This window comes from Actinomadura sp. B10D3 (assembly GCF_039871695.1).
Classification (GTDB): Bacteria; Actinomycetota; Actinomycetes; order Streptosporangiales; family Streptosporangiaceae; genus Spirillospora; species Spirillospora madurae.
Window position 1 is genome coordinate 221,527 of the sequence record NZ_JBDPLY010000001.1, and the last position, 21,843, is coordinate 243,369.

The 21,843-nt window shown below is 72.1% G+C and carries 18 protein-coding genes; 11 read left to right on the plus strand and 7 right to left on the minus strand.

The features are described from left to right. The first annotated feature begins 55 nt into the window (after nucleotides 1-55). Entirely contained in the window at nucleotides 56-1,936 is a 1,881-nt protein-coding gene (locus tag ABGB11_RS00915) for an ABC transporter ATP-binding protein (RefSeq protein ID WP_347627717.1), read from the plus strand. 25 nt (nucleotides 1,937-1,961) lie between these two features. Here ABGB11_RS00915 and ABGB11_RS00920 read toward each other — a convergent pair whose 3' ends face one another. The 3 genes from ABGB11_RS00920 to ABGB11_RS00930 are packed head-to-tail and all read right to left on the minus strand — an operon-like array spanning nucleotide 1,962 to nucleotide 2,892. Then, nucleotides 1,962-2,402 (minus strand): SRPBCC domain-containing protein, encoded by a 441-nt coding sequence (locus ABGB11_RS00920; protein WP_347627719.1) that lies wholly within the window; start codon nucleotides 2,400-2,402, stop codon nucleotides 1,962-1,964. After that, complete coding sequence (locus ABGB11_RS00925) at nucleotides 2,399-2,710, minus strand: metalloregulator ArsR/SmtB family transcription factor (protein WP_347627721.1); 312 nt, start codon at nucleotides 2,708-2,710, stop codon at nucleotides 2,399-2,401. Before ABGB11_RS00925 ends, ABGB11_RS00920 begins: the two co-directional genes overlap by 4 nt. Next, a complete protein-coding gene (locus ABGB11_RS00930; protein ID WP_347627723.1) occupies nucleotides 2,707-2,892 on the minus strand; it encodes a VOC family protein in 186 nt (61 codons plus the stop codon). Before ABGB11_RS00930 ends, ABGB11_RS00925 begins: the two co-directional genes overlap by 4 nt. Before the next feature lie 98 nt (nucleotides 2,893-2,990). Between ABGB11_RS00930 and ABGB11_RS00935 the strand changes: the two genes are divergently transcribed. Next, the gene (locus ABGB11_RS00935) at nucleotides 2,991-3,911 is read left to right on the plus strand and encodes an NADP-dependent oxidoreductase (protein ID WP_347627725.1); all 921 of its coding nucleotides are present in this window, start codon (nucleotides 2,991-2,993) and stop codon (nucleotides 3,909-3,911) included. Here the strand turns inward: ABGB11_RS00935 and ABGB11_RS00940 are convergent. From ABGB11_RS00940 to ABGB11_RS00955, 4 genes are all read right to left on the minus strand, one after another. Further along, a complete protein-coding gene (locus tag ABGB11_RS00940) occupies nucleotides 3,901-4,707 on the minus strand; it encodes a hypothetical protein (RefSeq protein WP_347627727.1) in 807 nt (268 codons plus the stop codon). The genes ABGB11_RS00935 and ABGB11_RS00940 overlap by 11 nt on opposite strands. 149 nt (nucleotides 4,708-4,856) lie before the next feature. After that, entirely contained in the window at nucleotides 4,857-9,755 is a 4,899-nt protein-coding gene (locus ABGB11_RS00945) for a DNA repair ATPase (RefSeq protein WP_347627729.1), read from the minus strand. A gap of 134 nt (nucleotides 9,756-9,889) precedes the next feature. Next, nucleotides 9,890-11,908, minus strand: coding sequence for a flotillin family protein (locus tag ABGB11_RS00950; protein ID WP_347627731.1), 2,019 nt, complete (start codon nucleotides 11,906-11,908; stop codon nucleotides 9,890-9,892). A 91-nt stretch (nucleotides 11,909-11,999) separates the two neighbouring features. Next, on the minus strand, nucleotides 12,000-12,659 hold the full coding sequence (locus ABGB11_RS00955) for a hypothetical protein (RefSeq protein WP_347627733.1): 660 nt from the start codon (nucleotides 12,657-12,659) through the stop codon (nucleotides 12,000-12,002). A gap of 474 nt (nucleotides 12,660-13,133) precedes the next feature. On the opposite strand from ABGB11_RS00955, the gene ABGB11_RS00960 reads away from it, so the two are divergent. The 9 genes from ABGB11_RS00960 to ABGB11_RS01000 all read left to right on the plus strand — a co-directional run bounded on the left by ABGB11_RS00960 (nucleotide 13,134) and on the right by ABGB11_RS01000 (nucleotide 21,826). Further along, nucleotides 13,134-14,138, plus strand: coding sequence for a sulfotransferase (locus ABGB11_RS00960; RefSeq protein ID WP_347627735.1), 1,005 nt, complete (start codon nucleotides 13,134-13,136; stop codon nucleotides 14,136-14,138). A 467-nt stretch (nucleotides 14,139-14,605) separates the two neighbouring features. Then, nucleotides 14,606-14,863 carry an acyl carrier protein gene (locus tag ABGB11_RS00965; RefSeq protein WP_347627737.1) on the plus strand — a complete coding sequence of 86 codons (258 nt, stop codon included), beginning with the start codon at nucleotides 14,606-14,608 and terminating at the stop codon, nucleotides 14,861-14,863. Further along, nucleotides 14,863-15,495, plus strand: a complete 633-nt coding sequence (locus ABGB11_RS00970; protein ID WP_347627738.1) for an SGNH/GDSL hydrolase family protein — start codon at nucleotides 14,863-14,865, stop codon at nucleotides 15,493-15,495. Before ABGB11_RS00965 ends, ABGB11_RS00970 begins: the two co-directional genes overlap by 1 nt. A gap of 77 nt (nucleotides 15,496-15,572) precedes the next feature. Continuing rightward, on the plus strand, nucleotides 15,573-16,349 hold the full coding sequence (locus ABGB11_RS00975; RefSeq protein WP_347627740.1) for an SGNH/GDSL hydrolase family protein: 777 nt from the start codon (nucleotides 15,573-15,575) through the stop codon (nucleotides 16,347-16,349). A 29-nt stretch (nucleotides 16,350-16,378) separates the two neighbouring features. Continuing rightward, nucleotides 16,379-16,852 (plus strand): nuclear transport factor 2 family protein, encoded by a 474-nt coding sequence (locus ABGB11_RS00980; protein ID WP_347627742.1) that lies wholly within the window; start codon nucleotides 16,379-16,381, stop codon nucleotides 16,850-16,852. A 90-nt stretch (nucleotides 16,853-16,942) separates the two neighbouring features. Continuing rightward, nucleotides 16,943-18,685 carry an acyl-CoA dehydrogenase gene (locus ABGB11_RS00985; RefSeq protein ID WP_347627744.1) on the plus strand — a complete coding sequence of 581 codons (1,743 nt, stop codon included), beginning with the start codon at nucleotides 16,943-16,945 and terminating at the stop codon, nucleotides 18,683-18,685. Between the two features lie 6 nt (nucleotides 18,686-18,691). Then, entirely contained in the window at nucleotides 18,692-20,476 is a 1,785-nt protein-coding gene (locus ABGB11_RS00990) for a fatty acyl-AMP ligase (protein WP_347627746.1), read from the plus strand. 129 nt (nucleotides 20,477-20,605) lie between these two features. Further along, nucleotides 20,606-21,187 (plus strand): PadR family transcriptional regulator, encoded by a 582-nt coding sequence (locus tag ABGB11_RS00995; RefSeq protein ID WP_021593233.1) that lies wholly within the window; start codon nucleotides 20,606-20,608, stop codon nucleotides 21,185-21,187. Between the two features lie 141 nt (nucleotides 21,188-21,328). Then, a complete protein-coding gene (locus ABGB11_RS01000) occupies nucleotides 21,329-21,826 on the plus strand; it encodes an ATP-binding protein (RefSeq protein WP_347627748.1) in 498 nt (165 codons plus the stop codon). The last annotated feature ends 17 nt before the right edge of the window (nucleotides 21,827-21,843 follow it).

Genomic DNA, 21,843 nt, shown 5'->3' on the forward strand with positions numbered 1-21,843 from the left:
ACCAATCTTGAGGTCGCATGCTCGTCTTCCAGGCTAACGATGATCAGGGGTCTCCATGGACATGGAAGTCACGGCGTGGATGTCGCTGCATCACGCCATGAACGCGCAGGACGGCCGGCCGTTCTCCAAGGCGACGCTGCGGCGCATCGGCCGCTTCGCCCGCCCGCACCGGCGGCAGCTCGCCGCGTTCCTCTTCCTCAGCGTGGTCATGGCGGTCATCGCGGTCGCGACCCCGGTCCTCGCCGGATGGGTCGTCAACGCGATCGTCGACCGCGCCGCGACGTCCACCGTGGTGAGCCTCGCCGTGCTGATCGCGGTCCTGGCGCTCGCCGAGGGCGGGCTCGGGCTGGCCAACCGGTGGCTGTCCGCGCGTATCGGCGAGGGGCTGATCCTCGACCTGCGCACCGCCGTGTTCGACCACGTCCAGCGGATGCCGGTCGCGTTCTTCACCCGGACCCGCACCGGTGCCCTGGTCAGCCGCCTCAACAACGACGTGATCGGTGCCCAGCGTGCGTTCAGCGACACCCTGTCGGGCGTCGTCAGCAACCTGGTGACGGTGCTGCTCACCTTCGCGGTGATGGTCCGGATCTCCTGGCAGATCACCCTGCTGGCATTGATCCTGCTGCCCGTCTTCGTGCTCCCGGCCCGCCGGATGGGCACCCGCCTGGCGCGGCTCGAACGGGAGGCCGCCGCGCACGACGCCGCGATGAGCACGCAGATGACCGAGCGCTTCTCCGCACCGGGGGCGACGCTGGTGAAGCTGTTCGGGCGCCCGTCGAGGGAGTCCGCCGAGTTCGCCGCCCGCGCCCGCCGCGTCCGCGACATCGGGGTCCGCACCGCGATGGTGCAGCACGTCTTCATCACCGCGCTCACCATGGTGTCGGCGCTGGCCCTCGCGCTCGTCTACGGCCTCGGCGGCTACCTGTCCCTGCGCGGCCACCTCGACGCCGGCGCCGTCGTCGCCCTCGCCCTGCTGCTCACCCGCCTCTACGCGCCGCTGACCGCCCTCGCCAGCTCCCGCGTCGAGGTGATGAGCGCGCTCGTCAGCTTCGAGCGGGTCTTCGAGGTCCTCGACCTGAAGCCGCTCGTCGCCGAGCGCCCCGACCCGCGCGACGTCCCGGACGGCCCGGTCGCCGTCGAGTTCGAGAACGTCCGGTTCGCCTACCCGTCCGCCGACAAGGTCTCCCTCGCCTCGCTCGAAGAGGTCGCGACCCTCGACACCCGCGGCGGCGTGGACGTCCTGCACGACGTGTCGTTCCGCGCCGAGCCCGGCCAGACGGTCGCGCTGGTCGGCTCGTCCGGCGCGGGCAAGTCGACGATCGCGCAGATGCTGCCGCGCCTCTACGACGTCGACTCCGGCACCGTCCGGCTGGGCGGCGTGGACGTCCGCGAGCTGTCCTTCCAGTCCATCCGCGACACGCTCGGCATGGTCACGCAGGACGGCCACCTGTTCCACGAGTCGATCCGCGAGAACCTCCTGCTGGCGCGCCCCGGGGCGACCGACGAGGAGCTCTGGGACGTGCTGCGCCGCGCCCGCCTCGACACCCTCATCGAGGGCCTGCCGGACGGCCTCGACACCATCGTCGGCGAGCGCGGCTACCGCCTCTCCGGCGGCGAGCGCCAGCGCCTCACCATCGCCCGCCTCCTGCTGGCCCGGCAGCGCGTGGTGATCCTGGACGAGGCCACCGCCCACCTCGACTCCACGTCCGAGGCGGCCGTCCAGGAGGCCCTGGCCGAGGCGCTGGACGGCCGCACCGCGGTGGTCATCGCCCACCGGCTCTCCACCGTCCGCGCCGCCGACCTCATCCTCGTCGTCGAGGACGGCCGCATCATCGAACGGGGAACGCACGACGAGCTGCTGGCCGCGGAAGGCCGCTACGCCGACCTCTACCGGACCCAGTTCGCCTCCGAGCCCCCGCTGGAGACCGTCGCCTGATCCGGGCGCGGTCAGGGGAGGACCGTCAGGAAAGGGCGGACAGGGTCGTGTGGAGGGAGCGGAGCACGTCGGAGCGCCAGCCGCTGCCCATGCCCCGGAAGGCGTAGGCGTTGACCGGGTCGTCCAGGTCGAATCCGGCGTGCTCGATGAACAGGCGGGTGCCGCGGCCCTCCGGGGCCAGCCGCCAGGTGACCGTGGTGTCCAGGCCGCCGCCGTGCCAGCTGATGCGGAGCAGCCGGTGCTCCTCGACGGCGAGGACCTCGCAGGTGATCCTCCCGTCGAAGCCGACGCTGGGGATGGGCTTGGCGGCGAAGGTGAAGCGGTGCCCGACGACGGGCTCGAAGTCGTTCGGCATCAGCCAGCGCGCGAGCAGGTCGGGCTCGCTGAGGGCGCGCCAGACCTTCCCGGGCGGGTGGGGCAGGTACTCGTCCACCTCGATGGAGGCGCGTTCGCCGGTGGGTGTCACAGGTCCTCCTCGTCCAGCAGGTCGCGCAGGCCGGCGAGCTTCTCCCGCCAGAACCGCTCGTACGGGGTGAGCCACTCCGACAGCTCGCGCAGGGGCGCGGGCTCCAGGCTGTAGATGCGCTGGCGGCCCTGCCGCCGCTCGCTGACCAGGCCCGCGTCCCGCAGCACCCGGAGATGCTCGGACACGCTCGGGCGGCTCATCGTGAAATGCGCGGCGAGATCGTTCACGGGGCGGGGGCCGGACAGCAGCAGCGACGCCAGCTCCCGCCGGACGGGGCTGGACAGCGCGGCGAAGACGTCCCCGGTCACCAGGCGGCCAGCACGATGCCGTTGCCGTCGCCGGCGCCCTCGGGAGCGAGCTGCAACCAGCGGGTCGGGCCCGCGGCCTGGTCGGCGACCACCTGGAAGCCGAGCGTGCCCGCGTAGAAGGCCTTGGCCGCGTCCTGGTCGGAGACGGGGACGGGCAGCGACCGCACGTGCGTGATGTTCATGGCGACGAGAATAGGTAGGAATTCTCCTACATGTCAAACGTAGGCATTCTCCTACATGTCCGAGTTTAGGGATCGCGCCGGGTGGCACGCTCTGGGGCATGCGTGCCGTCACCTATGACTCGTTCGCCTCCGACAACTCCCGGCTGAAGATCGGGGACGTCCCCGACCCCAAGGTCGGCCCCGGCCAGGTGCTGATCGAGGTCCGCGCGGCCGGGGTCAACCCGGTCGACTGGAAGGTCATGGCGGGCGGCCTCGACGGGATGCTGGACACGGTCTTCCCGGTCATCCCCGGCTGGGACGTCGCCGGGGTGGTGCGGGCCCTCGGCCCCGACGTGCCGGAGTTCGCCCCGGGCGACGAGGTGATGTCCTACGCGCGCAAGGACGTGGTCGGCGCCGGGACGTTCGCGCAGTACGTCGCCGTCGCGGCCGACCACGTGGCGCGCAAGCCCGCCTCGCTCGACTGGCACCGGGCCGGGGGCCTGCCGCTGGCCGGGCTGACCGCGCAGCGCGCCCTCGACCGGCTCGGGGCCGGCCCGGGCGAGATCCTGCTCGTCCACGCGGCGTCCGGGGGCGTCGGGGGCCTCGCCGTGCAGATCGGGCACGACCGCGGCGCCCGGGTCATCGGCACCGCGTCCGAGAAGAACCATGACTACCTGCGGGAACTCGGCGCCGAGCCGGTCGCCTACGGGGGCGGCCTGGCCGAGCGGGTCCGGGAGCTCGCGCCCGGCGGCGTGTCCGCGGTCGCCGACTTCGCGGGCGGCCAGCTGGAGGTGACGCTCGCGGTCCTGGCGCCGGGCGGACGGCACGTCTCGGTCGCCGACGACACCGTCGAGGAGCACGGCGGTCACTGGATCTGGGTCCGCCCGAGCGGTGCGAAGCTCGCCCAGCTCGCCGCCCTGGCCGACCGGGGCGCCCTCGGCGTGGAGGTGGCGGGCACGTTCCCGCTGGAAGGGACCGCCGCCGCCTTCGACGCGAGCCGCTCCGGCCACACCCGCGGGAAGCTCGTCATCACGCCGTGATCGTCTGGCGGGCCAGCCCGGCCCGCGCCGCCTTCTCCCGGCGTTCGGCGCTCGCCTGCTGCCGCGCCTTCTCGTGGACGGACCAGTTCTCCGGCTGCATGCACATCAGCTCGCCCGTGTCCGGGACGAGGATGGCCCCGCCGAACGGCTCGTCCCCCGCGAACCACACCCCGTCGGCGATGTCCCTCGGCCACCGGTCCGAGAACAGCGGCTCCCGCGCCGCCATCCGCGGCGCCCCGTCCGTCCCCAGGGTCAGCGAGCGCCGTCCCCGGCTCCGGAGGTTGGACTTCTGGACGGGGGAGCGGAACTCGAAGTCGTACACCTTCAGCACGCGGGCGCACTTCCTCATCCACAGGATCTGGTCGAGCCAGAACCGCGTGCCCTGCCCGAGCGTCACGATCCCCACGCCGATGAGCGGATAGGCGACCGAGGTCTTCAGCACGAGCGGGGCGGTCAGCAGCGCCGCGCCGACCACGGCGATCAGCAGGTAGCGCCGGGTCAGGACGGCGTAGTGGTGCTTCACCGGCCCCCGGCGGTCGGTGCCGTCCGTCGCGTACGGGACGGCGCGCCCGAACGGCCGGTGCAGGTACAGGTGGAGCGTGAGGATCACGACGGTGACGAGGCCGAGGAGCCCGGGGATCGCGAACCAGAAGAAGACGTCGCTGAGGAGCGTGAGCACCAGACCGTAGGAGAACGCGAAGCCGATCGCGAGCAGCCCGGCCCGCCGCAGCCGGTCGCGCCCGCCGTGGCCTGCCTCGCCGCCGGTCGTGTCTGGGGCAACCGAGGGCTCCGGCATGCCGCACCTTCCCGTTCGTCCGCGATGTCCGAGGTGATCGTGGTCGTCCAAGGTAGGGGCCCGGGCCGCGGATGACCACCCCCGGCCACCGGTCAGCTCCGTTCAGCGATGTCCGGCCGGGGGTGCGCCCCCGGCCGGTTCGCCGGACCTCACCGGCCGGTGCGCAGGGCCGTCTCGATGGCGGCGAGCTTGTCGGCCAGGTGGAGGAGGGCGCCCACCGACGGGTCGTCCTCGTGGGCGGCCAGCGTCTGCGAGCGCCGGAAGGCGGCCTTGATCTCCGTCCAGCGGGCTTCCTGGGACGGGGTGAGCCGGCTGCGGAGCTCGGCGAGCTTGAGCAGGTTGGCCTCGGCATCGGACGTGAGGGTCTGCGATTCGGCCCGGTAGTGGTCGTCGATGGCCGATTCCAGTTCCGCCTCGTTCATCACCGGGAGAATGCGCTCGGCGAGCTTGTTCATGTCCCGGTAGGAGCCCTGGAGCCGGAATGGAGGCTCGGTACGGGACGCGTTGTCCTGCGCGGCGGAGGCCATGTAGGCGCGGTTGACGGTAAGGACCACCTGCTGGACGTGCCGGAGCTTTCCGAGAACGGCGAGGATCTCTTCCAGTTCGGCCTGGGAGTACGGGTGGGAGAGGCGGTCCGGGCGGACGGTGTTGTCGCCCGACGCGAGCCGCACCAGCAGTTCCACATCGGCGGGGTCGTGGGTGGTGAGGGGCGCCAGCACGGGATTCGACGTGAGCGCGTTCTCTATATAGCTCAGCGCGAACAGGTCCTCCTTGCCGGAGAGGACGTCGCCCAGGTTCCACACGTCGGCGCGGTTGGCGAGCATGTCGGGAATGCGGAAGCGGCCGCCGGACTCGGTGTAGGGGTTTCCGGCCATGCAGACCGCGAAGCGCTTGCCGCGCAGGTCATGGGTCCCTTCCGCCCCTTCGACGCGGCGCTGGGCGTCGCAGAGGGGGATGAACTTCTGCAGGAGTTCGGGTGAGGTGTGCTGGATGTCGTCCAGATAGAGCAGGACGTTGTCGCCCATCTCCAGAGCGAAGTTGATTTTCTCGACCTCGCGGGCCGCGGCGGCGTTGGGGGCCTGGGCCGGGTCGAGGGACGTGACGCCGTTTCCGAGCGCGGGCCCGTCCACTTTCACCAGCGCCAGGCCGAGGCGGTCGGCGACGTATTCCATGAGGGTCGTCTTGCCGTAGCCCGGCGGGGAGATGAGCAGGAGCAGCCCCATCCGGTCGGTGCGCTTGGTGTCCCCGGTGGTGCCGAGCTGCTTGGCCAGATTGTCGCCGATCAGCGGCAGGTAGACCTCGTCGATGAGGCGGTTTCGGACGAACGCGCTCATCGCCCGCGGTTTGAGGTCGGCCAGGGCGAGCCTTTTCTCCTCGGTCGCGATGAGGTCGTTCCGGCGCTTCTGGTAGGCGCGGAATTCCGGGACCCGCGCGGTGCGGAAACGGTGCGTCCGGGAGAGCACCTCGTCCAGCCTGAGGGGCAGGCTCTGGCCGGCGATGCGGGGGTGGTCGCCGAGCAGGCCGTCGACGGTGGCGGTCAGGGCGGCGGGGGAGTCGTAGCCGACGGACGCGCAGAGCAGCGCCGCCACGGCCTCCGGGACGTCCGCGGGGTCGCCGCCGGAGGACGTCGCCAGGAACGAGGTGAGCCACGCCTCCGCGAGCTGGTACCGGGCGGCGAGGCTCCCGGCCGCGCGGAGGTCGTCGTCCAGGGCGCCGTGCTGGTGGGCCTCGCCGACCGCCTCGGCCAGGCCCTTCAGAAGGGTGCGGGCCCCCTGGCTCGTCACGAAGCCGTCAGGCGCGCAGGCCAGTTCCTCGATCAGGTACTCGGCGGCCAGGGGCCCGGGTGCGGGCAGGCCGTGGTGCTCGGCGAACCCGGTGACGGACGAGGCCAGCTCCGCGGCGAGGTCGGTGAGGGCGCCGGCGTCCCCGAAGACGTCGCGGGCGCGGACGAGGGAGCGGGCGCGGGCCGTCCAGGCGGCGCGCTCCGCCTCGTCGGGGCCGTGGCTCCAGAACAGCCGGGCCGAGGCGCGGGCCCCGCCGGGGTAGCGCAGCAGGCCGGCCTCGGTGCGCAGGCGCAGCAGCGCCTCCAGGATGCGCGCCGCGTCGTGGTCGTGGACGCCGCGCTCGTAGCCCTCGTCGTAGCGGTCGGCGGCCGCGTCCCGGACGACGGCGAGCAGCCGCCCGTCGGCCGCGGCCCGGTCCAGCTCCCCGGGGGACGAGGACGCGAGGATCGACGTGGCGAGGTACTCGGCCCGGTAGGTGTCCTCGGTCTCCGAGACGAGCGACTGGCTCCACAGGTGGCGGGTCGCGGCGAAGCCCTCGTCGCGGACGGGCGCGCGGTACCCGGTGCCGGTGACCGCGAACGCCATGCCGTCGCCGTGCGGGACGAGGGTCAGCTCGATCGGGCGCGTGTTGACCGCGAAGCGGTGCCGGCCCAGCAGGATCGTCCCGCCGCCGTCGCCGTACAGGTCGAGGCGGTCGCGCAGCGCGCGGCCGGCCTCCTGCCGGGCCGCCTTGACGCGCCCTTCCAGCTCCTCGGCCCGGACGTCGTCGCCGAGGCCGCGCAGCTCGGCGGCGATCGCGCGCAGCCGCACCACCATGGCGTCGGTCGCGAAGTAGGCGCCGACCTCGTCGGGGGACCCGAGCGTGCCGGCCCGGCGGCGCACCCCGGACAGGATGCGCTCGGCCGACGCGGCGAGCCGGTCGGTGCGGCGCGCGCGCTCGTCCAGCAGCGTCTGCTTCCGGGACGAGAACGCCTCGTAGATCTCGGTGCGCTTCGTCTCCAGCTCGGCGAGGAACTCCTCCGGCTCGGCGAACCTGGCCTGCAGCGTCTCCAGGCGCAGGAGGAGGCGGCCGAGCCGCTCGTCGCACGCCTCGGGCGTGCCGGCGGCGGCGAGCGCGCCGGCGATGGACTGGTCGAGCAGGCCGAGCTCCGCGGCGAACTCCGCGCGTCCCTCCCGGGCGAGCAGCTCGCGGCGCCGGGCGCCGAGGACGGCGCGGGCCCGGTTGAGGGCGGCGAGCACCTCGCCGACGTGCTCCAGGATCGCGGTCCGGGCGGTCGCGTCGGTGACGTCGAGGTCCCCGACGACCTCGGTGACGACCTCCAGCCCCGCGTTCTGCGCGTCGAGGAGGTCGGCGAGGGGAGCGGCGTCGGCGGCGGTCTCGACGGCGTGCGCCGCCTCGGTGATCCGGTCCACCTCGGCGTGGTAGGCGGTGAACGCGTCCTCTCCCTGGAGGAACTCGACGGCTCCCTGGCCCGCGGTGCGGAGCCCCTCCTGGACGGTCTCGGTCAGTTCGTCGATCCGCGCGAGGTCGGCGTAGCGGAGGTCGCGCAGCGTCTCCAGGCGGCCCTGGAAACGGCGGAACTCGGCGAGCCGGGAGATCCAGCCCTCGGCGGCCGACGGCGCCTCGGCCCGCGCCGCGCGGACCAGCGCGGCGATGTCGCCGGCCGCCTCGAAGACCGCGGCCGCGGCCTGCTCGGTGAGCGCGCGGACCTTCTCGTACTCCTCCAGCACCTGCCCGGCGGCCGCGCGGACGTCCGCCAGCGGCGCGGCGACGTCGCCGAGGTCGCCGCCGGCGAGCCAGTGGTGGAGGTCCCGCACCCGCGTGCACGCCGAGATCAGCGCCTCGAACACCGGGGCGGACGGCGACATCTCGTCCACCATCCGGACGATCGTCAGGCATTCGGCGATGCCCCGGACGAGGTCGGCGTTCCCGACGCGCTCCAGCGGCCCGGTGCCGACGGGCTGCGCGGCGGCGTGCGCGTCCGAGACGTACGGGGTGGCCCAGAGCTGGAGCGGGTGGACGCGGGCCGGCTCGTCCGACAGCGCCCGGATCGCGACGAGCGTCCCGTCCCCGGCCAGCGCGTACCCGTGGCAGGTGATCGGCGTCGTCACCCGCTTGCGGATCACGTTGTACGGCAGCAGCAGCGACCGGCCGTCCTCCCGCGCGTGGAAGACGTAGAGCACGTCCTCGCCGTTGGGGGAGCGGATGACGCGCTCGTACTCCAGGCCCGCGACGTCGGTGTCGAACGTCTTCACCGTGCCGGTCTCCAGGAGGTAGCCGCCGGGGAAGACGATGCCGTGGTCGTCCGGCAGCCTCCGGCACGCCTGCTCGATCCCGTCGAGCCGCACGACCTCCTTGGTGCGGACGTTGAAGACGAGGTGCCGCCACGCCGTCTCGTTGTACGGGCGGATCCGCAGCAGGATCAGCGCCCCGACCCGCGCGTGCAGGACGTCGGCGTCCGCGAGGGACTGCAGCGGCTCCTCCACCGGCTCGGAGTACACCCCGTCGCCGGTGCCGGTGTCGTCCACGACCTTGACGGTCAGCGCACCGCCGGTCGTGCCGACGAACACCTCGCCCTCGATCGAGATGTGCGGGTGCCGGCCCGGGACGTGGTCGTCGCGCGTGGCCTCGGCCCAGTCGACGTCGTGCGCCGGCGGGAACGCGTGGTCGCGCTCTCCCTGGGCGTCCTCGTAGACGACGGCGCCGTCCGGGGTCGTCCGCCATCGCAGGACCCGCAGGTCCGACAAACGCGGGCCGGTCTGGAACACCGCGAGCAGCCGGCCCTCCACCAGCCGCAGCTGGAGCAGCCGCGCCTGCCGGTAGTACCGGTACATGCCGGCGAAGTCGCGCAGGAAGTCCGGATCGTCCAGGAGGCCCGGCACCGCCTCCGGCCCGGCCGGGACGAGCGCGACGCCGTCCTCGCCCCGGGTGAGGCGGTGCAGGGAGAAGACGTCCTCCACCGCCGTCTCCGGCTTCGGCCCGAGGAGGGCGTTGCCGCCGAACAGCAGGACGTCGCCGAGCGCGACCAGGTCCCTCGGCACGCAGTCGTGCGCCGTCCTGATCCGCTCGGTGCCCGCCAGCCGCAGCTCGGTGCCGCCGAACACCTCCAGCCGCCGCGCGTTCAGCGCGTCCGCCCGCCGTCCCAGCTCCGCCGCGTGCTCGGCGAGCCGGGCGCGCAGCACCTCGTAGGTTCCGTGGTCCAGTCTCGCCCCGGTTCCGGCGGCCACCTCGACGCCCTCGGTCACCCCGTCGCTCCCGTCCATGTCGGTTGCCGATCCTGTCTCCGCCGCGGCAGCCCCGTCCCGCGGGCGCCGCCGTCACGGGCATGGCGGGGTCCGCGGGCGGCGAGCCGTCGGGCCGGCGGCCCCCGGACCGGCGGCTCGCCGCAGTACTGTGATCAGTTGGCGGTCAGTGTGGTTCCGTTGATTTCGCTCAGCGGCGCCTCGGCGATGCCGAGCCGCCGCGCGGTGTCCAGCAGGTCCTGGAAGCCGGTGCTGTCCGGACCGCCCGACTTGATCAGGCGCAGCAGCAGCGCCGACAGGGTCAGGTCGCGCACGCCGCCGGTGCCGACCGAGCCCAGCAGGCGGGACAGGTCGCCGGGCAGGCTCGACGAGCCGTCCAGCCAGGGACCCGCCACCGCCTGCGCGACGTCGGAGTTCTGCACGAAGCCGTCGACGCTCTTGCCCAGCGCGATCGAGCCGACGAGCTTGTCGAAGAACACCGAGTCGCCGCCGACGATGTTGATGTCGGCCTGCTCCAGCCCGGCGGCGAGGACGCCGGCCTGCGCCTCCGCGACCTTTTGCTGCACCTCGATGCCGGCCAGCCGGACGTCCTTCTCCGCCTCCAGCCGGAGCCGGTACTCCTCGTGCTCGCGGGACGCCTCGTCCAGCGCGGCCATCGCGCCGGCCTTCTCCGACAGGCCCTCCGCCTCGGCCCGCAGGTTGTCGCGGATGCGCGCGGCCTCGACCAGCGCCTTCTGCTGGGCGACGGCGGCCTCGGCGCGGCCGACCTTCTCGATCGCGTCGGCGTCGCGCTCGCGGACCTGGACCTCGGCGAGGCCCGCCGCGGCGGCCTCCGCGCGCAGCCCCTCGGCCAGCCGGATCTTCGCCTGCGCGTCCATCTCGGCGGCGTCCTGGCGCGCCTTGGCCATCGTCAGCTCCTCGCGGGCGCGGTGCTCGGCGGCGGCCTCGGCCGCCTCGGCGGCCTTGATGTCCTTGACCAGGTTCTCCTGCGCCTCGGCCTCCGCGTGGATGATCACCGACTGGCGGGCCCGCTCGGCCTCCTCGACCGCGCGCAGCCGCTTGATGCCCTCCTCCTGCTCGGCGACGGTCCGCTCCACGGCGATCCGCTCCCGGACGACGTTCGCGATCTCGCGCTTCTCCGCCTCGACCTCCTTGTCGGCCGCGATGCGGGTCAGCCCGGTCTCGCGCTCGCGGGCGATGACCTCCAGGACGCGGTCCTTCTCGATCCGCTCGCTCTCGATCGCGAGGACGCGCTCCTTGTTCTTCGCGGCGACCGAGACCTCGCGGTCCTTGTTCTCGTGCTGGACGCCGAGCTGCTCGTCGGTGCGGATGTGCGCGAGCTGCGCCCGCAGCCGCTCCTCGGCCTTGACCCGCTCGATCTCCGCCGTCTCGCGGGCGCGGACGGTCTCGACCTCGCGCTCCTGCCGCAGCTCGGCGTCCGCCTGCCGGCGTTCGAGCTCCAGGATCGCCTCGCGCGCCTCGACGTTCTGGCGGGTGATCTCCTTCTCCTCGTTGCGGGCGTGCTCGTTGGTGCGGACGTGCTCGATCGCGGTCAGCTCGGTGATCTTCCGGATGCCCTGGGCGTCCAGGATGTTGGACTTGTCCAGGGAGAGCAGGGGGGTCTGCTCCAGGTAGTCGATCGCGGCGTCCTCAAGGCTGTAGCCGTTGAGGTCCGTGCCGATCACGCGGATGATGTGGTCGCGGAACTCGTTGCGGCGCGTGTAGAGGTCGGCGAAGTCGAGGTGCTTGCCGACGGTCTTCAGCGCCTCGGAGAACTTCGCCGCGAACAGCTCCTGCAGCGTCTCCTGGCTGCTGGCCCGCTCCGTCCCGATGGCCTGCGCGACCTTCACGACGTCCTCGACGGTCTTGTTGACCCGGACGAAGAACGTGATGCGGATGTCGGCGCGGATGTTGTCCTTGCAGATCAGGCCGTCCCGCCCGGTCCGTTCGATCTCTATGGTCTTGACCGAGATGTCCATCAGCTCGGCGCGGTGCAGGACGGGCAGGACGATCGCACCGGTGAAGGTGACGTCGACCTTCTTGAGCTTGGAGATGATGAGCGCGCGGCCCTGGTCGACCTTGCGGAACAACCGGGTCACCATCAGCACGAGGCCGAGGGTGAGGAGCAGCGCGAGAGCGAGGAGCACGCCGGCTCCTATCGTGATGGTGTCCATCGATATCCCTGTCTGCCGGGGGTGAGGTCGCGGGGGTCTGTATCGCGGGGGCTGTGGAGCGGGGTCTGTCGCGGGGGTTCGTCGCGGGGGCTCAGCGGAGGTCGGCCGCCGTGTCGTGCGGCATGACCCAGAAGAAGCGGCCCTCCGGATCGAAGTCGAAGATCAGCGCGGTGCTGCCGACGGTGAGCCCGAGGCCCTCCGCGGCGCCGGCCACCGGCACGTCCGCGGCGGGCTGCCGCACCTGGACGATGGCGGACGAGCCGTCGGCGGCGGTGACCTCGGCCTGACCGAAGTCCGGGCCGACGCGGCCGGTGCGGATCACGCACGGCAGCCCGACGAAGTCGCGCAGCGACGCCGCGGCCCGGTCCCGGAAGACGCCGCGCAGCGGGAGGACGGCGAGCCGCGTCCCGGTCCAGGCCGCGGCGAGCGCGACGGCCAGGACGAGGGTCCGCGCCGCGGCGCGCTCGAACAGCGCCGATCCCGCGAGGCTGACGAACCACGCGAGCCCGATCAGCAGCGACAGCCCGACGGTGGCCGGGACGCCGCCGAGCCCGAGCAGCGCGAGCGGCCCGCCGGCCGTCCCGTCCTCGGCGCCGGCGCCGGCCCCCGTTTCGGCATCGGCACCGGCGCCGAGGAAGTCGAGGTCGAGGCCGCCGAGCAGGACGAGCGTCCAGTAGGCGGCCACGACGAGGAGTGAGAAGCTGAACAGCGCCGTCGGGAAACCGAACGCCGCATCGATGAATTCGCCCATGGGAGTGCACGCTTTCCGGGTCGAGACGTCATGGATCGCGCGCCGGGGCGGCGGAACGCGGCCGACCGGCGCCGAAAGGCTTCGTCGATCGAAGAAAGAGAGACGTGCTCAGCTATCTGGGAAAGCGTGCGCCCAGGTCACGGGTCGCAGGTGATGGGGCCTGCGCCGGCACGGCGCGGCATTGCGCGGCCCAGCGTGCGCAAGCAAAAAGTGCCGGGGGATCATCAGCCCTCCTGGTCGCAGACATCTCCTGTCTCGCCGACCAGACTTCCCGGCACACCGATCGTTACTTTAGCTTACTTCTCGGTTACAGGGAAGTCTTTTACCGTTCGATCATCGGCACGGACCCGCTGACCTGGCCGTTCACGCAAGGTGGCGGGCGGCCTTCCCGGCCGGGGCCGCCGGGGCGGCCTTCAGCGTTCGTTGAGGTTTGCTGGAGGTTCGTCTCAGGGACCGCGGGTACGGTGCCGCGACATGACGACGGAGTCCTGCCGCCCCATCTTCGTCCTCGGATGCCCGCGGTCGGGGACGACGCTGCTGCAACAGATGCTGCACTCGCACCGGCGCATCGCGTTCCCGTCCGAGACGAGGTTCGTCCATACCGCGTACGAGGTGCGGCACGACTTCGGCGACCTGGAGCTGGAGCGGAACCGGCGCGCGCTCGCCGAGTGGATCGTGCATGGCAGGAACACCAAGTTCAGGGTCCTGGATCTGGACGCCGATGACGCGGTCGAGGAGATCGTGAACGCGCCGCCGACGCTCGGCTCCGCGATCGCGGCCGTCTTCCGCTCGTACGCGCGCAAGCACGGCAAGCCGCGCTGGGGGGACAAGCGGCCGAGCTACTTCCGCCGGGTGTCGATCCTCCAGCGGATGTTCCCGGACGCCCAGTTCGTCCACCTCATCCGGGACGGCCGGGACGCGGTCAGCTCCCTGACGCGGATGCCCTGGTTCGACGGCGACATCCACGCCGCCGCCCTGACCTGGCGGGAGGCGGTCGACACGGGCCGCCACCTGCGGGACCGGCTCGGCCCGGACATCTTCTACGAGTTCCGCTACGAGGACCTCGTCGCGGAATCCGAGGACGAGCTGGTCAAACTGTGCGCCTTCCTCGGCGAGGAGTACGACCCCGAGATGACCAAGGCGTACCGGCACGCCCGGCGGACGGTGCCCTCCTCGCGGAAATGGCATCTGCACACGCACGAGGCCGTCAACACCCGCCAGGTCGGGGCCTGGCGCGAGCGGCTGGAGGACTGGGAGGCCGATCTGGTCGAGCACGTCCTCGCCTCGCGGCTCGTCCAGAACGGCTACGAACTGACCGGGGGAGCGCGTCCCCCCGCGGCACAGCTCGCCAGGTTCCACCGGCTCGCGGCGCACCGCTGGCGGTCGCGGCACGCGCACGCCGTCCTGGAGCGGCTCGCGCAGGCCCGCGAGCCGAACCCGGTGGAGTCGCGGCTGAGGGGTCCCGCGGTCCCGGAGTGACCGGCTGAGGCCACGTCCGCCAGGGACAGGTGAATCTGTCTTCCGGGAAAGTCATCCCTGACTGCCCTGCGGTGGGCAGGTCTGGAAGGTTGTCCGAAATTCTCTTGGAACGTGCCCAGTTGTCGCCAGGGGGGACGGGCCGCGAGGGGGAGCCTGCTGGGAAACGACGCAGGTAGCGTGCCATCGCGAGTCCCGCGGGGGAGGACGGATCGGTGGGACGGGCGGGAACCGAGATGCCGGCGGGCGTTCCGGGTGGGCCCCATATCGGAACAGGCTACCAATCGGTAACTTGTCGCCGTTTTTACCGGCCTGCTGACTGGGTTTACGGCTCGGAGACATGCCCGTGTCCGATCGTTCACATCCGGGTCGAGACACGCCCCCCATTTGGCTGTATGTTGCGTGTTGCTCGTCTTCCGATGACTATCGCGATTGATTCGATGATCCTCTTAAACATAAGGAGGAGTGCGGTGACCCGATCGGAAACAATTTCCCACGACGAGCTGCAATCGTGGCTTCTTGACAGGATCGCCTTCTACCTGGACCGGCCTGCGGAAAACATCGATCCCGGGGTCGAACTGGCCCGCTACGGCGTCGACTCGGTCTACGCGATCAGCATCATCAGCGACATCGAGGACCATCTGCAGGTCGAGGTCGACGTGGCCGAGGCCAGGCGGCGGGAGACGGTGACCGACCTCACCGACTACCTGCTCGACCTCGTCGCGTGATGGGCGGCCGGCCCGCGGACGGCGCCGCCGGGCCCGCCATGGTGGTGCTCGGCGACAGCGTGGCCGAGGGCCAGGACGACCCGCACCCGGCCGGCGGATGGCTCGGCTGGGCCGGGCGGCTGGCTCTCCACCTGGGGATTTCCCGCGAGGAGATGCTCAACGTCTCCGATCCGGGCGCGAAGATCGACGACGTGGTGCGCGACCAGCTGCCCCTCGTCCGGGAGCTGCGGCCGCGCCTGGTCGTGCTCGGCTGCGGGATGAACGACGCGCTGCGCGGCTTCGAGCCCGCGGACGCGGCCCGCCGGCTGGACGAGCTGTACGGCTGGGCCCGCGACCGCGGCGCGGTGATGCTGGCGATCCCGGTGCCGCGTCCCCCGCTGCTCGACATATCGCCGATCTCGCAGTTCCGTAAGAAACGGACCGTGCAGCGCATTCATGACTTCAATATGGAGCTGGCGCGCGTCGCACGCGACTTCGGTATGACCTTTCCGGAACGGGAGACCGTGGCCCGGGTCGCCGACCCGGTGATGTGGAGTCCGGACGGAATCCACCTCAATCCGAGAGGTCACGCCTATGTCGCGGAGGTGATCGCGCACCTCGCAAAAAGCCTGCTCAGCGAGCGGGTGATCTAAGTCTCGGGGGCCCCAACCTGCAGTCTGGGAAACAGATGAAAAGACCTTTCGCCGCTGTCCGCGTCTCCCGTTCGGCGATGCTGATTCCGCTCGCTCCCGTCCTGGCCGTCCAGGCATGGCGGACGGTGCGCCGGACGCCGCGGCTCGATCCGGCGGCGGGCGACGAGCGCGGCTTCGCCGCCGGCCCGCATCCCGGCACGGGCCCGGACTACCGGGTCGTCGTGCTGGGCGAGTCGACCGCCGTGGGCGTCGGCGCGTCGCGGCACGCGGAGGCGCTCCCCGGCTTCCTGGCGGAGGCGCTGCGCGACCGGCTGCGGCGTGGCGTGGCGTGGTCGCTGTCCGGCGAGAACGGCGCCACCGCCCGCCGGATCACGACCGGGCTGGTGCCCGCGCCCGACGGCTGCGCGGCGGACCTCGTGGTCGTCACCACGGGCATCAACGACCTGATCCGGCGGCGGCCGCTCCGCCGCTGGACGGCGGACGTGACCGAGCTCATCGCCGTGCTGCGCGACCGGTACCCGGGCGCGCGGCTGCTCGTCGCGGGCATGCCGCCCGTGCACCGGTTCCCCGCCCTCCCGCGGCCGCTGCGGTCCGTCCTCGGCGCGCGGGCGCGGGCGATGGACGTGATCACCAGCGAGGCGGCCGCCGTGGGCGGCGCGGTCCACGTCCCCATGGACGAGGCGATGGCGCGCGACCGGCGGCTCTTCGCGTCCGACGGCTTCCACCCGTCGGCCGCCGGGTACCGGGCGTGGGCGCAGGACCTCGCCCGCGCCGCCGTGCCCGCTCCCGAGCCCGGCCTCCCCGCACAGCACACGCCCCCCGCCGGCGCCGTCCCGCCCCGGACGGTGAACTGACCGGCTGGCAAGCGAAGGGAGCAGCCCGGATGACGGTCCCCGGAACGTTCCGATCGGCGGTGGAGGCCAAGGATCTCGCCGCGATCACCGGTGCGCTCGATCCCGGCATCGAGTTCCACAGCCCGGTGATGGTGAAGCCCTATCTCGGCCGCGACGCCGTCGCCGCGCTGCTCGGGGTGCTGCTGGAGGTCTTCGAGGACTTCCGCTACACCGACGAGCTGGTGCGGCCGGCGAACGGCACCGGCCCGCCCGCGCAGGCGCTGATCTTCAGCGCCCGGGTGATGGGCAAGTCCGTGCAGGGGCTCGATCTGCTGAGTTACGGCGACACCGGCCTCGTGACCGGCCTGACCGTCATGGTCCGCCCGCTTCCGGCGGCGATGACGCTCGCGCGGGCGGTCGGGAGACGCATGGAAGACGTGCAGGACGCCGGCGGCGTGGCGGACGCCGGCGGCGCGGGGGGTGCTGGAGGAACGGGGGGCCCGTCCGGTACCGCGCAGTTTTAGGGAGCGACCCAGACAAAGGGAGTCGAAGGAAAGATGGACAGTAAGGTCCCCGTACACCCCGCACCGCCCGGGACGGTGTCCCATCGGGCCGTGCCCCGTCAGAAACTGTCCCTTGAGATGCTGTCGCCGGCGCACCGGATCGCCGCCGACCTGGACGGCTTCCTCGGCGACCCCATGGACGACGAGGCCGGGCCGTTCTCCTACAAGGCGATCGTGGAGGCGGAGGAGCGCGACGAGATCCCGCCGGGCGCGGTCGACGCCGTCCGGGCCTGGGGTTTCCCGAAGTACCTGGTGCCCGCGCCGCTCGGCGGGCGGCTGACGACGCTTGAGGAGCTGTTCTTCGTCACCCGGGGCATCTCGCGCCGCAGCGTGACCGTGGCGGTGATGTACGGGTCGGGGCTGCTGGCCGTGAACCCGGTGTGGCTGTGGGGCGACACCTGGCAGCGCAGGACGGTCGCGGACGGTGTGCTGTGCGGTGACCTGGCCTGTTTCGGCGTCTCGGAGGCCGACCACGGCAGCGACGTGATGGCGTCGGAGTCGGAGGCGGAGATCCGGGACGGCGAGCTGGTGCTGACCGGGGTGAAGTGGCCGGTGGGCAACGCCACGCGCGGCCGTTTCGTCACCACCTATGCCAAGACGGGTCCGCGCGACTTCTCGCTCATCCTGGTCGACAAGCGGGAGATCGACCCGGCCTCCTGGTCGACGCTGCCGCCGGTGCGGACGGTGGGGCTGCGCGGCCACGACCTCAGCGGGGTCGCGTTCTCCGGGGCGCGGCTGCCGGCCGAGCGGGTGATCGGGCGGCGCGGGTCCGGGCTCGTGCAGACGCTGAAGACCCTGCAGATCACCAGGACGGCGATCGCGGCGCTCTCGGTCGGGACGATGGACGCGGTCGTGCGCATCGGCATGGACTACGCGCGGCAGCGCACCCTCTACGGCTCGGACATCTACAAGATCCCCGTCATCCGCGACCATCTGGTCAAGGCGCATCTGGACCTGCTGATCGCCGAGTGCGTGGCGATCCCGGTGGCGCGCTGCCTGACGGTGGCGCCGGGGCGGCTCAGCCTGTGGTCGTCGATCGTGAAGTACTTCGTCCCCGTCATGGGGGAGGAGGTCGTGGCCAGCATCGGGACCGTCCTCGCGGCGCGCGGGTACCTGCGCGAGGGCGTGGCGCACGGGGTGTTCCAGAAGCTGCAGCGCGACCACGCGATCGCGAGCATCTTCGAGGGAACCACGCACGTCAACCTGGCCAACGTCGCCGGGCAGCTGCCGTACCTGATCGAGCCGCCGCAGGAGACGGGCCGCGAGGACGAACTGCTCGCCGACCTGTTCTGCTGGACGCGGACCCCGCCGGCGTGGGAGCCGGACGGCCGGATGCTCCAGCTCACCAACGAGGGGCGCGACGAGGTCGGCCAGCGGTTCGAGCAGATCGCCGAGGAGGTGCTGTCGGAGGCCGACGCGCACGCGGCGCCCGGCGTCGCGGCGGAGCTGAAGGACCTGCTGTCGGGGATCGGCGGCCTGCGCGCCAAGGTGGACCAGGGCATCCGCGCGAGCGAGGGCGACGCCTCGTCGGTGGCGGCGCTGGCGCGGGCCAAGCGGTACTGCGAGCTGCACGCGATGGTCTCGTGCATGCTGACGTGGCTGCACAACCGGCAGGCGTTCGGCGGCCCGTTCGCCGAGGGGGAGTGGCTCGTGCTGTGCCTGCAGCGGCTGCTCCAGCGCGCGCAGCCCGACACCTCCCTTTCGGAGGACTTCCTCCCTTCGCTGGAGGCCGCGATGTTCCACGCCGGCGAGCGGGGCTGGTTCTCGCTGCTGTCGCTGGCCGAGGACGAGTGAGGCCTCATGCCGCCCTACCAGGACTTCGTGTCGCTGGCCCGGGAGAACATCCGGGTGCACGGCGACGACCGGTCGTTCACCTTCATCAGCGAGGAACCGGGCCGCACGTACAAGGAGAACGTGCTCGGCTTCGCCGAGCTGGACCGCAAGGCCCGGGTCCTCGGCTGGCGCCTGGAGGCGCGGGGGCTGCGCGACCGGGCCGTCCTGCTGCTGTATCCGGAGGGCCTTGAGTTCCTGACGGCGTTCCTGGGGTGCCTCTACGCGCGGGTCATCGCCGTCCCGGCGCCGCTGCCGGACCTGGACGCCGGCCGGTTCGGGCGCACCCGCCGGATCATCGAGGACGCCGACATCACGCTGATCCTCACCGACACCGCCCACAAGGGCACCCTCGACGCGTGGCTGTCGGCCGCGGGGCTGAAGGGGCGTGTCCACTGCCTGGACACCCAGGCGGGCAAGGAGTCCGATCCGGGCGCCTGGACGCCGCGGGGCTTCGACTCCGACACGGTCGCCTTCCTGCAGTACACCTCGGGGTCGACCAGCGAGCCGAAGGGCGTGATGGTCACCCACGGGAACCTGCTGAGCAACGGTGAGGAGATCAAGCGCCGGATCGAGGGGACGACGGACACGGTCGGCGTCGGCTGGGTGCCGCACTACCACGACATGGGGCTGGTCGGTCAGTTCCTCCAGCCGCTCTACCTCGGCTGCCGGTACGTGTTCACCTCGCCGATCGCGTTCATCAAGCGCCCCGTGCTGTGGCTGGAGCTGATCACCCGCTACCGGGGGACGATCACCGTCGCGCCGAACTTCGGGTACGAGCTGGCCCTGCGCCGGGTCACCGACCGGCAGTTGGAGGGCCTGGACCTGTCGTCGCTGCGGGTGGCCAAGAACGGCGCGGAGCCGGTCCGGGCGGCGACGCTGGAGGCGATGGCCGAGCGGTTCGCCCCGATCGGGTTCCGGCGCGGCATGTGGATGCCCTGCTACGGGATGGCGGAGACGACACTGCTCGTCACCGCCGCGCCGCTGGGCGGCGGACCGGTGGTCCGCGACTTCGACGCCGAGGCCCTCACCCGGGACGAGGCCGTGCCCCGCGACGGGCCGGAGGGCGCCAGGCGGCTCGTCAGCAGCGGCCGCCCGGTGAGCCTGGACGTCCGTGTCGTCGACCCGGAGACGTGCGCTGAGCGGCCGGAGGGCCGCGTGGGCGAGATCTGGGTCCGGGGCGGAAGCGTCGCCCACGGCTACTGGGGGAGCCCGGAGCAGAGCATGGCGACCTTCGAGGCGCGCACGGCCGCCGGCGAGGGCCCGTTCCTGCGGACCGGCGATCTCGGCTTCGTCTCCGACGGCGAGCTGTACGTGACCGGGCGGATCAAGGACCTGATCATCGTCAACGGGCGCAACATCCACGCGCACGACATCGAGGAGACGGCGCGGGCGGCCCATCCGGCCGCGCTCGTCGGGGCGGCGTTCGCGATCGACGGGGCCATCGACGCCGATGTCGGCGGGTCCGTGGACGGCAGCCGCGAGCAGGTCGTGATCGTCCAGGAGATCAGCACCCGGTCCGCCGCCGGGACGCCGCTGGACGAGCTGGCCTCGCTCATCCGCACCCGCGTCGCCCGGACGTTCGAGCTGCCCGCGGTCAGCGTCGTGCTGGCCGCGCGGGGCACCGTCCGGCACACCACGAGCGGCAAGATGCAGCGCCGCCTGACCCGCGCGGCCTTCCTCAAGGGGGAGATCACCGCGCTCGCCGGCGATCTCGAACCGGGCGTGGACGAGCTCCGCCGGGCACGCGCGTGACCGCCCGGCCGGGCGGTCCGAAGATCGTCAAAATCCGAACCAACCGATCCTAGTCAAAATGATGACTAATCATGTCGTTGTCTGGTAACGTCGGGCATCACCCTGAGTCAAGGCGGGGAGAGAAGGCCGATGGCGCTACGTCACGCGGTGCTGGCGGCGCTGCTCGACGGCGAGTACAGCGGCTACCAGCTGGCCAAGATCTTCGATTTGTCGGTCTCCAACTTCTGGCATGCCGTACCGCAGCAGCTCTACTCGGAGCTGTCGAGGTTGGAGACGGAAGGTCTGATCAGCGGGCGGCAGATCATCCAGCACGACCGTCCCAACAAGCGCGTGTACACCGTCACCGAGGCCGGCGTCGCCGAGCTCGAACGGTTCGCCACCACTCCTGCCAAGCCAGGCATCATCCGCGAGAACCTGCTCGTCATGGTGCAGGCCGTGGATCACATCTCCGCGGACTCCGTCATCGCGCAGCTGGAGGACCGGGCGGTGGCCTCCGCCGCCAAGATCGAGGTCTTCGAGCGCACCCTGAAGCACCTGCGCGGCGACCTGGACGAGGAGACGTTCCTGCGCACCGGGTCCCCACTCGGCCCCTACCTCACCTGCCTGCGCGGACGCCGGTTCGAGCAGGAGAACTACGAGTGGTTCACCAGTACCGCCCGGCTGCTTCGCGCGCGGGCGGACGCCCAAGCCGAGGAGGGCGGTCCGTCATGACCGGGCCGTGCCCCTCGAACACCGTGCCGCCGTCCGCCCGAACGGCGGCGGCACCTGCACCATCCCCCCACGCCCACCGCGGCCTCGCATCCCGGCCGGGCCGCACCCGGGCGACACGCCTTAGTCAAGGAGGCGTTCATCATGTCGGGCGAACACCACACCATCGAACTCCCTAGCACCCTGGCCACCACCACACCGCCGCACGACCTCGGGACGATGGAGGACCCCGTCCCGCTCCTGCTGGGCGAGCTGACGCTGCCCGCCGAACGGGAGTCGGTCCCCCGGGCGCGCCGCTTCAGCCGGTCCGTCACCACCGCGTCCGGCATCGGGCACGTCGCCGACGACGCCGAGGTCCTCGTGTCGGAGCTCGTCACGAACGCGGTCCGGCACGCGCCGATCCCCGGCGCCGCGCTCTGCCTGCGGCTGCTGCGCGCGGGCGCCCGGCTCCGCGTCGAGGTGCACGACCAGAGCGCCGCCGTCCCCCGGACCCGGCAGGTCGACCTCATGGAGGAGACGGGCCGCGGCTGGTTCCTCGTCGCGGTCATGGCCGACCGGCACGGCACCGACCACACGCCGTCCGGCAAGTCGGTCTGGTGCGAGGTGCTGGCCTGGCCGCGGGACGACCACCCCGGTCACTGAGCACCCTTTTCCCTCGC

What these genes read in the sequence shown, in the direction of transcription:
- ABGB11_RS00945 (WP_347627729.1), bottom strand. Translation starts at nt 9,755, where the DNA reads ATGGACGGGAGCGACGGGGTGACCGAGGGCGTCGAGGTGGCCGCCGGA.
- ABGB11_RS00915 (WP_347627717.1), top strand. Translation starts at nt 56, where the DNA reads ATGGACATGGAAGTCACGGCGTGGATGTCGCTGCATCACGCCATGAAC.
- ABGB11_RS00935 (WP_347627725.1), top strand. Translation starts at nt 2,991, where the DNA reads ATGCGTGCCGTCACCTATGACTCGTTCGCCTCCGACAACTCCCGGCTG.
- ABGB11_RS00950 (WP_347627731.1), bottom strand. Translation starts at nt 11,908, where the DNA reads ATGGACACCATCACGATAGGAGCCGGCGTGCTCCTCGCTCTCGCGCTG.
- ABGB11_RS00930 (WP_347627723.1), bottom strand. Translation starts at nt 2,892, where the DNA reads ATGAACATCACGCACGTGCGGTCGCTGCCCGTCCCCGTCTCCGACCAG.
- ABGB11_RS00990 (WP_347627746.1), top strand. Translation starts at nt 18,692, where the DNA reads ATGCCGCCCTACCAGGACTTCGTGTCGCTGGCCCGGGAGAACATCCGG.
- ABGB11_RS00940 (WP_347627727.1), bottom strand. Translation starts at nt 4,707, where the DNA reads ATGCCGGAGCCCTCGGTTGCCCCAGACACGACCGGCGGCGAGGCAGGC.
- ABGB11_RS00980 (WP_347627742.1), top strand. Translation starts at nt 16,379, where the DNA reads ATGACGGTCCCCGGAACGTTCCGATCGGCGGTGGAGGCCAAGGATCTC.
- ABGB11_RS00955 (WP_347627733.1), bottom strand. Translation starts at nt 12,659, where the DNA reads ATGGGCGAATTCATCGATGCGGCGTTCGGTTTCCCGACGGCGCTGTTC.
- ABGB11_RS00960 (WP_347627735.1), top strand. Translation starts at nt 13,134, where the DNA reads ATGACGACGGAGTCCTGCCGCCCCATCTTCGTCCTCGGATGCCCGCGG.
- ABGB11_RS00970 (WP_347627738.1), top strand. Translation starts at nt 14,863, where the DNA reads ATGGGCGGCCGGCCCGCGGACGGCGCCGCCGGGCCCGCCATGGTGGTG.
- ABGB11_RS01000 (WP_347627748.1), top strand. Translation starts at nt 21,329, where the DNA reads ATGTCGGGCGAACACCACACCATCGAACTCCCTAGCACCCTGGCCACC.
- ABGB11_RS00975 (WP_347627740.1), top strand. Translation starts at nt 15,573, where the DNA reads ATGCTGATTCCGCTCGCTCCCGTCCTGGCCGTCCAGGCATGGCGGACG.
- ABGB11_RS00995 (WP_021593233.1), top strand. Translation starts at nt 20,606, where the DNA reads ATGGCGCTACGTCACGCGGTGCTGGCGGCGCTGCTCGACGGCGAGTAC.